The organism is Allokutzneria albata (assembly GCF_900103775.1).
GTDB classification, from domain to species: Bacteria; Actinomycetota; Actinomycetes; order Mycobacteriales; family Pseudonocardiaceae; genus Allokutzneria; species Allokutzneria albata.
Window position 1 is genome coordinate 6,407,362 of the sequence record NZ_LT629701.1, and the last position, 12,364, is coordinate 6,419,725.

11 protein-coding genes are annotated in these 12,364 nt (G+C 69.8%); 8 read left to right on the forward strand and 3 right to left on the reverse strand.

The annotated features are described in order from the left end of the window. Nucleotides 1–14: 14 nt before the first annotated feature. The 3 genes from BLT28_RS29180 to BLT28_RS29190 all read left to right on the forward strand — a co-directional run bounded on the left by BLT28_RS29180 (nucleotide 15) and on the right by BLT28_RS29190 (nucleotide 2,684). Nucleotides 15–1,112 carry a DegT/DnrJ/EryC1/StrS family aminotransferase gene (locus BLT28_RS29180; RefSeq protein WP_030428043.1) on the forward strand — a complete coding sequence of 366 codons (1,098 nt, stop codon included), beginning with the start codon at nucleotides 15–17 and terminating at the stop codon, nucleotides 1,110–1,112. Beyond that, entirely contained in the window at nucleotides 1,109–2,080 is a 972-nt protein-coding gene (locus tag BLT28_RS29185; RefSeq protein WP_030428044.1) for a Gfo/Idh/MocA family protein, read from the forward strand. Before BLT28_RS29180 ends, BLT28_RS29185 begins: the two co-directional genes overlap by 4 nt. A 196-nt stretch (nucleotides 2,081–2,276) precedes the next feature. After that, a complete protein-coding gene (locus BLT28_RS29190) occupies nucleotides 2,277–2,684 on the forward strand; it encodes a hypothetical protein (RefSeq protein ID WP_156050632.1) in 408 nt (135 codons plus the stop codon). Here the strand turns inward: BLT28_RS29190 and BLT28_RS29195 are convergent. Further along, nucleotides 2,650–4,179, reverse strand: coding sequence for a hypothetical protein (locus BLT28_RS29195; RefSeq protein ID WP_052406992.1), 1,530 nt, complete (start codon nucleotides 4,177–4,179; stop codon nucleotides 2,650–2,652). The genes BLT28_RS29190 and BLT28_RS29195 overlap by 35 nt on opposite strands. A gap of 117 nt (nucleotides 4,180–4,296) precedes the next feature. Here BLT28_RS29195 and BLT28_RS29200 point away from each other — a divergent pair, with 117 nt between their 5' ends. Both BLT28_RS29200 and BLT28_RS29205 read left to right on the forward strand, forming a co-directional pair. Next, complete coding sequence (locus tag BLT28_RS29200) at nucleotides 4,297–5,190, forward strand: hypothetical protein (RefSeq protein ID WP_083383792.1); 894 nt, start codon at nucleotides 4,297–4,299, stop codon at nucleotides 5,188–5,190. A 99-nt stretch (nucleotides 5,191–5,289) separates the two neighbouring features. Next, nucleotides 5,290–6,006: an ATP-binding cassette domain-containing protein gene (locus tag BLT28_RS29205; protein ID WP_052406994.1), complete on the forward strand. Its 717-nt coding sequence runs from the start codon at nucleotides 5,290–5,292 to the stop codon at nucleotides 6,004–6,006. A gap of 20 nt (nucleotides 6,007–6,026) precedes the next feature. On the opposite strand, the gene BLT28_RS29210 is transcribed toward BLT28_RS29205, so the two are convergent. Beyond that, nucleotides 6,027–8,261: a glycosyltransferase family protein gene (locus BLT28_RS29210; protein ID WP_052406995.1), complete on the reverse strand. Its 2,235-nt coding sequence runs from the start codon at nucleotides 8,259–8,261 to the stop codon at nucleotides 6,027–6,029. Between the two features lie 164 nt (nucleotides 8,262–8,425). Here BLT28_RS29210 and BLT28_RS29215 point away from each other — a divergent pair, with 164 nt between their 5' ends. From BLT28_RS29215 to BLT28_RS29225, 3 genes are read left to right on the forward strand one after another with little or no spacing between them, the layout of a single operon-like run. After that, nucleotides 8,426–9,181 carry a glycosyltransferase family 2 protein gene (locus BLT28_RS29215; RefSeq protein ID WP_030428049.1) on the forward strand — a complete coding sequence of 252 codons (756 nt, stop codon included), beginning with the start codon at nucleotides 8,426–8,428 and terminating at the stop codon, nucleotides 9,179–9,181. Nucleotides 9,182–9,186: 5 nt separating this feature from the next. Beyond that, nucleotides 9,187–10,368: an L-2-hydroxyglutarate oxidase gene (gene lhgO / locus BLT28_RS29220; protein ID WP_030428050.1), complete on the forward strand. Its 1,182-nt coding sequence runs from the start codon at nucleotides 9,187–9,189 to the stop codon at nucleotides 10,366–10,368. A 28-nt stretch (nucleotides 10,369–10,396) separates the two neighbouring features. Then, nucleotides 10,397–10,945 carry a hypothetical protein gene (locus BLT28_RS29225; protein ID WP_030428051.1) on the forward strand — a complete coding sequence of 183 codons (549 nt, stop codon included), beginning with the start codon at nucleotides 10,397–10,399 and terminating at the stop codon, nucleotides 10,943–10,945. Between the two features lie 28 nt (nucleotides 10,946–10,973). Here the strand turns inward: BLT28_RS29225 and BLT28_RS29230 are convergent, their stop codons facing one another. After that, complete coding sequence (locus BLT28_RS29230; RefSeq protein WP_030428052.1) at nucleotides 10,974–12,341, reverse strand: MFS transporter; 1,368 nt, start codon at nucleotides 12,339–12,341, stop codon at nucleotides 10,974–10,976. Nucleotides 12,342–12,364 lie beyond the last annotated feature (23 nt).

Sequence of the window (12,364 nt, forward strand, 5' to 3'; positions counted from 1 at the left end):
CGAAAGACGAGTGAATGATCCCCATCACCGTCGTCGACGTCGCCGACGCGGAACCGCTGGTCATGGAGGTCCTGCGTTCGGGCGTCATCGCCCAGGGCCCGATGGTCAAGCGGTTCGAGGATGCTTTTGCCGAGGTCGCTGGCGTGCGCCACGCGATCGCCGTGAACAGCGGCACAACAGCGTTGGTCGCCTCGATCCAGGTCCTGGACCTGAAGCCGGGCGACGAGGTCGTCACCTCGCCCTTCACCTTCGTCGCCACGCTGAACGCGATCCTGGAGGCGGGCGCGACCGCGCGCTTCGCAGACATCTCCGAGGACGACTTCTGCGTCGACCCGGACGCGATCGCCGCCGCGATCGGGCCGAGGACCAAGGTCCTGATGCCGGTGCACCTCTACGGGCAGATGGCCGACATGAGCCGGATCGCGCCGCTGGCCGAGCGCAACGGCCTCGCCCTGGTCGAGGACGCCGCGCAGGCGGTGGGCGCCAGCTTCGCCGGGAACAAGGCGGGCAGCTACGGTCTCGGCTGCTTCTCGCTCTACGCCACCAAGAACATCACCACCGCCGAGGGCGGTGTGATCACCACGAACGACGACGAGCTGGCCGACCGGCTGCGCGTGCTGCGCAACCAGGGCATGCGGGCCCGCTACCAGTACGAGGTCGCCGGGCACAACTACCGGCTGACCGACCTGCACGCCGCCGTGGGCATCCCGCAGCTGGAGAAGCTGGCCGCGGTGACCGAGCAGCGCCAGCGCAACGCCGATGCGCTGTCCAAGGGCCTCGCCGACGTGCCCGGCCTGCGGCTGCCGCAGGTGCTCGCCGACCGCACCCACGTCTGGCACCAGTACACCGTGCTGGTCGGCCCGGACGCGGCCGTCGACCGGGACGAGCTGTCGGCGAAGCTGACCGAGAAGGGTGTCGGCAACGGCATCTACTACCCGAAGGTCGTCTTCGACTACGACTGCTACCGGGACCACCCCGGCGTGATCGCCTCCGACGTGCCGGTCACCGCGCGGGTCGCGCAGCAGGCGCTGTCGCTGCCGGTGCACCCCAAGCTCTCCGAGTCCGACATCGACAAGGTCGTCGGCACCGTGCGGGAGGTGCTCGGCGCATGAGCAACCCCAGGATCGCCCTCATCGGCGGGGGCCAGATGGGCTCGCTGCACGCCCGTGTGCTCGCCCAGTCCGCCCGCGCCGACTTCGTCCAGCTGATCGAGCCGCGCCAGGAGTCCGGCAGGCTGCTCGCCGACAAGTACGGCGCGGCATGGGCCCCGGACTTCGACGGACTGTCCAATGTGGACGCGGTGGTGATCGCGGCGGCCACCGAGGCGCACTACGCGCTGGCCAAGCGCGTGCTGGAGCTGGGAAAGCCGCTGCTGGTGGAGAAGCCGCTCGCGGCCTCCTACGAGCAGTCGGCCGAACTGGTCGCGGAGTCCGAGCAGCGCGGCCTGCCGCTGCTGTGCGGGTTCCTGGAGCGGTTCAACCCGGCGGTGCTCACCGCGAAGCAGTTCATCGGTGACGTCGTGCAGGTCAACGCGACCCGGCACTCGCCGTTCGTCTCCCGGATCAAGACCGGTGTCGCCACCGACCTGCTGATCCACGACGTGGACCTGGCGATCGGCTTCACCGGCCAGGAGCCGGACTCGGTCAAGGGCTCCTTCGGCTACTTCCACAGCCAGTCGAAGACCAACCGGTCCGAGGACAGCGCCGACGCCACCATGTCCTTCGCCAACGGCGCGCTGGCCACCATCTCGGCCAGCCGGATCAGCCAGCGCAAGATCCGCGAGATCTCGGTGATGGAGCTGCACCGGCTGATCGAGATCGACCTGCTGCGCAAGGGGATCACCATCTACCGGCACGTCGCCGACTCGCCCGCCTCCGACGGCGTCGGCTACCGCCAGCAGACCGTCATCGAGATCCCCTCCATCCAGCACAGCGCGGAGCCGCTGGCCGCGCAGCTGGACCACTTCCTCAACCTGCTCGACACCGGCGCCGGGGTCGACGCGGAGCGCAAGGCGATCCTGCCCGCGCACCGCGCCGTGCACGAGGCGACCGTCTCGGCGACGGCGGTCGCGGCCGTCTAGCACGAAGCACGCGAACGCGGCGGTGAGACTTCTTCTCACCGCCGCGTTTGTTTTACGAGTAATCCTCGAATTCGCCATTCCTCAAGATCGCGTCAATCGAACGGATCTATTGACGTTTTCTTGAGAATTGCCAGCACTTTCTGGCTGAGTAGTGTCGTCGCTGTCCCCATTGGAACTCGTTCTCTGTGAGGAAAGCGTGCTTCGTTCAATTCTCGTCCCCGTGCTCGCCGCCGCTTCGCTGTCCGTAGGCTTCGTCGGCACCGCGACCGCCGCGCCCGCCGGTGTGCCCGAGGCCTGCAGGCAGTTCGCCGAGCTGGTGCAGGCTCCGCAGGCCGCGTTCCGGATGGAGTGGACCGAGGGCGGCAGGCGGATGAGCGGCTGGAAGTGCGCGGTCGCCGACGCCAAGAAGCCCAAGGTGTGCGAGGTGGACGAATTCGGCAACACCGCCAAGGTGCTGGCCGTGTGGGTGGCCGGGAAGTCCGAGCTGAAGTTCTACAAGGGCCTCGGAAACCACAAGTTCGTTGAATCCTACGGCCCCACCGGAAATGTGACCCAGCTCGCCAAGCCGATCACCGCCGACGGTTACTGCGCGACCCGGGGCTGAGCCACGCCCCGGAGAACGATCCGCACGTGATGCGCCGCCCGTTGAGCCCACTGCGGCAGCGGCCAGTCCAGTGGGAACAGGTTGCGCAGGCCCAGCGCCGGGTAGACGAAGGCGTTGTCCGGCAGCACCGCGACCGGCTCGCGGGATGGGCGCGCACGCACGCCTCGATCTTCGCGATGTAGCGGTATGTCGACGGGTTCGTCCGCAGCCCGTTCAACGCCGGGGCGATCCGGCCGAGGCTCGCGGACAGCTCCCACTGCGGACGGTCCCGGTACGGCGAGGCGTCATGGGCGTCGACGAGCAGCCTGGACGTGCCGAGCAGGACCACGACGGCCACCGCGACGCCGCAGGCCGGGCCGGGTGAGCACGTGGGCAGCTGGGGCGCCAGCAGGCACAGCACGCTCAGCGCGAGCGTTCCGCCGAGCAGGGTCGGCGAGTCGTATCCCCAGGACAGGGCGGACATCACCGCCAGTGCCACCACGGCGAGCGCGCCCTGGGGTGCTCGCGCGTCGAGTGCCCAGCGGGCCGCCGTGGTGAAGATCAGCACCCACAGCAGGACCACGCCCCAGTCGCCGGCGCGCAGCATGTCGCTCTGCACCACCACGAGCACCGCGACCACCGCCGTGAACACCGCAGGGATCACCGCCGACTCTTTGCGCCGCAACAGGAACATGGCGACGATGCAGCCTGCGGCCCAGAGCATCGTCGTCATCGCCTCGCGTGCCTCCCAGACCGTGAAGGCGCGCTGCGGCCAGGCGCCGTGCGCGCCACCGAGCTGTTCGACCATCGGCCGCAGACCGCCGGAGAGCGCGACGAAACCGCCGTAGGCCAACGGGAACGCAGCCGTCCACAGGAGATCCAAAATGGACAGACGGTGCCGCGTGAACAGGTAGGTCAGGGTGACCGCGGCGGCGAAGACGAAGCTCTGCTTGGTGAACGCGGCCATCCCCAGCAGGAACAGCCCGCCGTACCTGGGCAGCGCCTCGCCTGACCGCAGCCCCGCGCGCAGCGCCCACCAACCGCAGGCGACCAGGAGGATCCCGTCGATCGTGTGCCACGCCATCAGCGGGAACGTGTGCAGGTTGACCAGCGAGGCCGCCGCGACCAGGCCGGTGAGCAGCGGTCCCCACGTCCGCACGGGGCGGCCGGTGACCAGGACTGCCAGCGCGATCGTCGCCACCGCCAGCTCGATCATCGCGATCAGCGTGGAGACCAGGAACAGCGGGCCGGGCACCAGGAAGTCCAGGGTGTGGAGCAGAGCGGAGCCCAGCGGGCGGGCCGAGACGACGTCGCGGTGCGGGACCTCGCCGTGCAGCAGCCGCCAGCTCAGGGCGAGGGTGAAGCCCTGGTCGGTGGGGTGGAAGCCGAACCGGCCGATCCGCGCCACCGCCCAGCCGCTGAGCAGCAGCACCCAGGTGGCGTGCGCCGTCACTCGTGGCCACCGGCCGGCGGAGAGTGCCGCGGCCCGCGTCCGCAGTGCCGTCGAGACGAGCATGCACCCTTACACCACCGAGGCGGTCATTCGGTTGCCACGAGTTTTCGCTTCGACTTCCACCGAAACGAAGTTTCCTCGCGTTCTTCGGAAGTCGGATCTGTGCTTTATATTCCGCGCGTGCGCCGCTCCATTGTGGTTCTTTTCGCCCTCTCCCTTGTCGCCGGTTTCTCGCCCGCGGCCGTCGCCGAGCCGCTCGCGCCCTCGGACATGACCGCCGCGGTCGCCGTCTACGACCGCCAGCGGGATCGGTTCACGGTGGAACGGGATGCGGACAAACCGTTCCGCTCCGCTTCTGTCGTCAAATTGCTGATCGCACTCGACCACCTGTACCAGCATGATCCCGAGCTGGTACTGGAGAAGGCGAAGACCGACGCGGCGCGCAGCGACATCCTCTACCTGCGCGCCATGCTGCGCGGCAGCTGGGATTACGCGGCCAGTGTCTTCTGGGTGCGTGGCGGATATGCCGACATCCTCAGGCGCATGGTGGAACGCATCGGGCTCACGGGGACCTCGCCACCGGAGAAGCCCGGAATGTGGGGCTACACGTCGATCACGCCGAACGATGTCGTGCGCGTCTACAACCACATTCTCGACGAAGCCCCGGCGAAGTACCGCGACTTCATCATGACCAACATCCACATGTGGGAGAAGTGCGGAGAGGACGCCTGGGACCAGTCCTTCGGAATTCCGCGCGCCTTCGGCAAACCGTGGAGCGCGAAGCAGGGGTGGTCCGCGTGGGGCGCGACCCCGCCCGCCGGGCAGGACTGCTCGCTCGGATCCGCGCGGATGGCGGCGGGTCCGCCGGTGCCCGCGGCCAAGGAGGACGTGGTCGACCTCAGCAGTCCGCTGCTGCACACCACCGGGACCGTCGGCGAGGGCGACCGGAGCGTCGTCGTGGTGTTCTCCACCTTTCCCAAGGGCACGACGTGGAAGGAGGGCTCCGACCGCATCACGAAGTACACCCGGAGCCTGTTCCCGTGGGTGCCCGGAGCACGCCCCGGACGGGGCTGATATTCGAGAATCTGACCCCGGTCTATACGCCGAATGGGTGCAGTTCTACTCTGTCTGATCGCACGTGGTAGTGAACTCCGGTGCGGAAGGCATCCCGCGATGACCGAGACAGCGATCGCCACCACCAACCTCGGCAGGCAGTACGGCGCCAAGTGGGCGCTGCGCGACTGCACCCTGCGGATTCCCGCGGGCCGGGTGGTCGGCGTCGTCGGACCCGCGGGCGCGGGCAAGTCGACCCTGATGAACATGATGGTCGGCCTGCTGCACCCCTCCGAGGGCGAGCTGGAGGTGCTCGGCGAGCGGGTCGGGCCCACCAGCGTGCTGGAGCGGGTCGCGCACATCGCCGAGGAGGACGCGCTCTGCCGCAACTTCAAGGTGACCGACCTGCTCACCGCGGCGCGGCTGTTCAACGCGCGGTGGACGCAGCGGATCGCCGAGGACCGGCTGCGCGAGCGCGGGATCTCGCTCGACAGCAAGGTCGGTGAGCTCTCCTGCGGTCAGCGGGCCCAGATCGCGCTGACCGTCGCCCTGGCCACCACGCCGGAGCTGCTGATCCTGGACGCGCCGGTGACGCGGCTGGATCCGTTGGCGCGCAAGGAAACCGTGTCCGCGCTGCTGGCCGCGCAGGCCGAGACCGGGTGCACCGTCGTGGTCTCCGCGCGGGAGGTCACCGAGCTGGAGCAGCTGTGCGACCACCTCGTGCTGCTGGACCGGGGCGAGCTGCGGCTGGCCGGTGACACGGCCGAACTGGTGCGACGGCACCAGCTCGGCCTGGACGAACTCGTCGCGCGCCACCTGGCCCAGCCCGTCGGCTGACAGGCCGGGCCGGGCGGCGATCAGGCGCTCGCCCGCTCCCGTCGCGCGCGGACCGCGGTCAGCACGCTGAACCCGACGCCGACCAACAGGCCGACGCCCAGCAGCGGGATACCCAGGCCCCAGCCCGGCGGGAAGTAGCTCAGCACCAGCGTGCCGTTGGCCGCCTGCGGGAGCTCGAGCTGCAGCAGCCCGGCCGGTCCCTGCTTCACCTCGACCGGCTTGCCGTCCACAGTGGCCTTCCAGCCCGGCCAGGCCAGCATCGCGAAGGTGACCTTGCCTGCGCCGGTGTAGCGCACCGACTCGCCGGTGAACCCGGTCGAGCGGTCCTCGCTGATCCGCACGCCCGGCGCCGCGTAGGACAGCCGACCGTCGGGCCAATCGATCTTTCCGTTGCGGTGCAACACGTTCACGATGTGCGTGGTCTGCCTGACCGACCAGCCCGCGGGCGGCTTCGCCGGGTCGAAGTCCGGAACGTAGTCGTTGAGCACGACCACGGTCTCCAGTCGCATCAGGTCGGCGAGGGTCTTGCCGCCGTTGGCCTGCTGCTTCTGCCACAACCGTTGGTAGGCCTCGGGTTGCGTGCCGCCGTGGTACTCCATCTCCAGTTCCTCGGCGAAGGTGGTGAAGCCGATGCCGGTGTAGCTGTTCTGCGCCTTCACCCCGGCCACGTGGTACATGTTGCCGAACAACAGGTCCCGCCACGCGCCGTCCGGGCTGTAGCCGTGCCGCCCGATCGCCGGGCCGATCTCCGCGATCTGCAGGGTGTTCCCGGTGTAGCGGTCGGCGAAGCGCTCCTTCAGCTCGGCCACGTCGGTCGGGAAGAACCACGGCGTGATGTTGCCGTTGTGCGGCATCACCAGCACCTGCATCAGCAGCACCAGCGCGGTACCGGTCACCAGCACCGGGGGCAGCAGCTTCGCGCGGTGCTTGAGCACCACCCACACGGCCGCCGCGGTGCCCGCGGACACCAGGACGAAGGCGGCGGCGTGCCACTCGATGTTCTGCGGCGTGGTCGCCCACGCCTGGTAGGTGCCGACGAAGATGATCGCGGCCGAGCCGAGCGCCCTGCGCCGCCACTGGCTCGTGCGCAGGCCCACCGACAACGCGATCGCCACCAGCACCAGCACCGGCAGGAACACGTACTGGGTCAGCCGCGCGGGCCAGCGGAACAGCCACAGGTCCGATGGCGCGATCGCCATCAACAGGTAGATCGTGCCGAACAGGAAGAGACCGAAGCGCGCGCGCAGCCCGGCCCGCATCGCGCGGAAGGACAACCACGGCGCGAGCGGCAGGATGAACCACGCCAGGTAGGTCATCGGGAACGTGGTGAACGTGGGGTCGAACATCTCGATGCGCGGCAGGTAGGTCGGCGAGGACATCGTCGCCAGATCGCCGATCCCCGGCACCATGAAGCCGTTGTTGAACACCCCGGCGGGCTTGCGCCAGGTCACCGCGGCACCGGTGAGCAGCGGCAGGAACGCCACCAGACCGGTCAGCCCGACCGAGCCGCCGACCAGCACGATCTGCCAGAACCGCTTGATGTCCTTGATCAGCAGGCGTTCCACGCCGATCACCAGCAGCACCACGATCACGCCGAGCGCGCCGTAGGGGTTGCCGGTGGTCATCGCGAGCGCGCCGAACAGGAACGGCACGATCGGGTTCAGCAGGCCGCGGGAGAACCGGCGCAGCGACCACCAGAAGTGCGTCAGGTAGGCGAATCCGATCAACCCCGCGATCCACGCCGAAGCGTCGACGTAGAGCGTGTAACCCGAAACGGGCAACGAGATCGCGACGATCGCGGCGGCGAACTCCTTCGCGCCGTACTCGCGGGCCAGGAAGTACACGCCCAGCGCCAGCACGATCAGGAACTCGACCTTGACGACGGTCGCCGCGAGCGCGAGGTCCGGCAGCAGCGCCACCAGCGCGTAGTTCAGCAGCGAGACCGGGTTCCACAGGCTGATCTGCGCCTCGCCCGCGAGGTTGCCGCCCATCCACATGTCCGGGCGCAGCACGGGCCAGTTCCCGGACAGCAGCTGGTGGCCGATCTCGTGCCAGTACGGCAGGAAGGCCGCGGCCGAGTCGTCCCAGAAGTAGAAGATCGGGTTCTTGATCAGCGGGAACAGCGCGAGCAGGCCGACGACGGCGGCAACGATCAAGGGGGTGCGCAGGCCGCTGAGCCGCTCGGGCGGGTGCTGGCGGTGCTCCTGAGCGGGGGGAGGGGTGTCCGCGTCACTGCGGGTCTCCGTCGCCGTCACGGGGGTCCTTCCTGGGGCTGCGCGGCGCGCAACCGGCTGCTCGATCGGGGCCGGCGCCCGTCGCGGTCAGCTGCGGAAGGGCCCGCCGAGGCTGCGTGTAAGGTCTGGGCCGCCGTAGCCGGACTTCACGTCCACCGGCGGCCATATCGTGCCAGGGAGCTCCAGTGCCGACTTCAGGGACCACCATCTCGCTCAGCTACGTGGTGCCTGCGCACAACTGCGCGGGCATCATCGAGGCCACCGTACGCGAGCTGGGGGAGAGATTCAGCGGTGGCAACGCGGAGATCCTGGTGGTGGAGAACGGTTCCACCGACGAGACGCCCGAGGTCCTCGCGCGCATCGCCGCGAACTGGTCGGTGCCCGGTGTCGAGTTCCGCTCGCTCAGCAGTGAGAAGGGCCTCGGCAACGCGCTGAAGCACGGTCTGCTCGCCTCGCGCGGCGAGGTCGTCGTGACCACCGCGGACGACCTGCCCTTCGGCTTCGACGAGTACGAGGCGGGCCTGAAGGTCGACCTGAACCGCTTCCCCGTGGTGGTCGGTTCCAAGGCGCACCCGCAGTCCCAGGTCGGCCGCGGCCTCGTCCGCTGGGTGGCCACCAACGGTTTCCTCGTGCTGCGCACCCTCGTGCTGAACATGCGCACGCGCGACCCGCAGGGCACCTTCGTGCTCAACGGCGACTGGGTGCGCGAGATCGCGCCCCGGTTGGAGGAGAAGGGCTTCCTGCTCACCACCGAACTGATCTACGTCGCCGAGCGGCAGGGCGTGCGGACGGTCGAGGTGCCGGTGCGCCTGCGCGCCTCGCACGGCGAGCACGGGACCCGGATCAAGCTCGCCGACGTCTGGTACATGGGCGTCGGCCTGCTCAGCGTGCGCCGCAGGCACCGCAAGACCGCGCGGCTGTCCGCGACAACCAGAGTCTGACGCGCATGCACGTCGCGATAGTCGGGGGCGGCATCCTCGGTCTGGCGGTGGCGCACGAGCTGGCGACGGTGGGCGGGCACCAGGTCACGGTGCTGGAGAAGGAATCCGACTGGGCCACCCACCAGACCGGGCACAACAGCGGCGTGATCCACGCCGGGCTCTACTACAAGCCGGGCAGTCACAAGGCGAAGATGTGCGTCGCCGGCAACGCCTCCATGGTCGAGTTCGCCCGCCGCAACGGAGTCGAGGTCAAGATCTGCGGCAAGCTCGTCGTGGCGACGACGCCCGCGGAGCTGCCCCACCTTCGGGTGCTGGAGGAGCGCGCGACCGCCAACGGCGTTCCCGCCGACTTCCTCGACGCCGCGGACGCGATGGAGATCGAGCCGGAAGCCTTCTGCGTGGCGGCGTTGCACGTCAAGAGCACCGGCGTGATCGACTACCGCGAGGTGTGCAGGGCGCTCGTCGACCGGATCCGCACCCGGGAGGCCGATCTCCGCACTGGGACGACGGTCCGCGGCATCACGTCCACTGTGGACGGAGTGGTGCTCGCGACGACGGACGGCGACATCAAGGCCGATTTCCTGGTCAACTGCGCGGGATTGCACAGCGACCGGGTGGCGAAGATGGCCGGTTTGCGCCCCACCGCACGGATCGTGCCCTTCCGCGGCGAGTACTACGAACTCCGCGCCGAGCGCCGCGATCTGGTGCGGGGGCTGATCTACCCGGTCCCGGACCCCCGCTTCCCGTTCCTCGGCGTGCACCTGACGCGCATGCTCGACGGCACGGTGCACGCGGGCCCCAACGCGGTGCTGGCGATGCGCCGCGAGGGGTACCGCCGCCGCGACGTCACCCCGCGCGACCTGGCAGGCACGCTCGCCTTCCCGGGCTTCTGGCGGATGGCCCGCAAGCACGTGCGCACCGGCATCGACGAGATGGCCCGCTCGGTCTCCCGCAAACGGTTCGCGGCGAGCCTCGCCCGGCTGGTCCCGGCGATCACCGCGGACGACCTCGTGCCCGCGGAGTCCGGCGTTCGCGCCCAGGCCCTCAACCCGGACGGCAGCCTGGTCGACGACTTCCTGATCGAGACGGCCCGGCACCAGGTGCACGTGCTCAACGCGCCCTCCCCGGCGGCGACCAGCGCGCTGGAGATCGCCAAGCACATCGCCGAGCACGTCCCCGCCGACTAGCGGTCGGGTTTCCCCTCAGGGTTGGGCGGTGGAGAACCCGGTCGACCGCCTGGCAGAGATCATCGCGCCACCCGCACCGGCCGCAACGGCGGTGGACTGGGAAGAGACCGTCCGACGCCTGCGGACGGCTCGGCCCGCCGACTACGTCCAGCTGATCGAGCGGTACGGAGGCGGTCAGTTCGACGACTACCTCTGGTTGCTGGAACCCGCTTCCCGCAGCCCCTACGACCTCGCCGAGACGGCGGAGGAGCGGGAGGAGGCGCTCGAGTACCTCTGGAACCGGGGTGAGGCCAAACCGGCGTTGCTCGACGCGCCCGGGGTTCGCGCGATCGCCTGGGGCTCGACCGACAACGGGGAGTACCTCTACTGGCTGGCGCGGCCAGGCGATGATCCGCACGAGTGGACGACACTGGTCAACGAAGCGCGCGGTGCGGAGTGGGAGCACTTCGAGATGGGGTGCGCCGAGTTCCTCGTCGCGACGCTGACCGGGGAAGTGCGCTCGGACCTGCTCTGGTCGCTCTACCCGGCCTCCCCGCACGAGTTCTTCCCGAGCGCGCTGATCGACCAGGAAGACTGAACCCCGAGCTCAGCTCGCAGGACAAGCCCTAGGCCCTCGCAAGAGCGGCGGCGCTCACCGCGCCCAGCGCCATGACCCCGGCGAGCAGGGCGAGGGTGATCGAGATGGCGTGCGCGCCGGGCGCCAAGCCGAGGAACACGGTGCCGAACGTCGCGACGCCGACGACCTGGCCGAGCTGCACCGTCGTGGTCAGCAGTCCGCTGGCGCCCGCGGCTTCGGCAGGGGGCACGTTGCGCAGGGAGTTGCCCAGCATCGGGCTGAACGCGGCACCGACCGCCCCGCCCCAGACGGCCAGCGCGACGATCACCGGGATTCCGCCGTGGCCACCGGAGGCGAAGCCCAGCGCGACGACGGCGCAGGCGAGCGCGCTGATCACCATGCCGACCGGGGTCAGCCAGCGGTGCGTCCGCTTCGGCAGCCGCTGCCAGTGGAAACTGCCGAGGCCGAAGGTGAGGCCGAAGGCGGTGAAGGTCAGCGCGGCCTGCAACGGGGTGTCGCCGAGCCCGTTCTGGAGGTGCAGCGCCGTGCTGAACAGGAACCCGCCGTAGGCGATCATGGTCAGCGCCAAGGTCACCAGGCCGGAGCGCACTCCGGGGACGCGCAGCACGTCGAGGTTCAGCAGCGGGTCGTGGACACGGCGCTGGACCCTCACGAAGATCACCAGCAGCAGCGCGCCCACCGCCATCACCGGGAACGTCCACCCGGGCCAGCCCTGTTCGTGCCCCAGCACCAGCGGCGTCACCACGAGCAGCACCCCGGGCAGCGAGAGGGCGAGCCCGGCCAGGTCGAGCCTGCGCTCCCCGCTCGGGCGGTCCGTCGGGGCGACCCTGCCGACCAGCGCGTACACCGCGATGCCGATCGGCACGTTGATCAGGAACACCGGGCGCCAGCCCAGGCCGGCCAGGTCGGCCTCGACCAGCACGCCGCCGAGCAGCAGGCCGGCCACCCCGCCCGTGGCCAGCACCGCGGAGTACGCCGACAGCGCCTTCGCCCGCGCCGCCCCGGTGAACCGCAGCTGGATGACGCTCATGATCTGCGGCATCATCAGCGCCGCGCCCGCGCCCTGGACGAACCGCGCGACCACCAGCGCCGTCGCCGTGGGGGCGAGCCCGCACAGCAGCGAGGTGGCGGTGAAGACCAGCACGCCGGTCCGGAACAGCCTGCGCGTGCCGTACAGGGCGCCGAGCCGCGCCCCGGTGATCAACAGCGTCGCGTAGCTCACCGTGTAGCCCGCGACCACGAGCTGGAGCTCGCTGCCGGAGGCGCCCAGGTCGGCGCGCATGCTGGGCAGGGCGACGTTGACGATGGTGACGTCGAGCAGCGCCATGAACTGGCCGAGCAACAGGGTGCCGAGCAGCAGCCAGCTTCGCCGCTCTGTGGGAACCGCAGTGGTCATGACGACCACCGTGCGTGCCGGAC

Excerpts from the sequence above, each read along its gene's own strand:
- BLT28_RS29180 (WP_030428043.1), top strand. The coding sequence starts at position 15 with ATGATCCCCATCACCGTCGTCGACGTCGCCGACGCGGAACCGCTGGTC.
- BLT28_RS29185 (WP_030428044.1), top strand. The coding sequence starts at position 1,109 with ATGAGCAACCCCAGGATCGCCCTCATCGGCGGGGGCCAGATGGGCTCG.
- BLT28_RS29195 (WP_052406992.1), bottom strand. The coding sequence starts at position 4,179 with ATGCTCGTCTCGACGGCACTGCGGACGCGGGCCGCGGCACTCTCCGCC.
- BLT28_RS29205 (WP_052406994.1), top strand. The coding sequence starts at position 5,290 with ATGACCGAGACAGCGATCGCCACCACCAACCTCGGCAGGCAGTACGGC.
- lhgO (WP_030428050.1), top strand. The coding sequence starts at position 9,187 with ATGCACGTCGCGATAGTCGGGGGCGGCATCCTCGGTCTGGCGGTGGCG.
- BLT28_RS29230 (WP_030428052.1), bottom strand. The coding sequence starts at position 12,341 with ATGACCACTGCGGTTCCCACAGAGCGGCGAAGCTGGCTGCTGCTCGGC.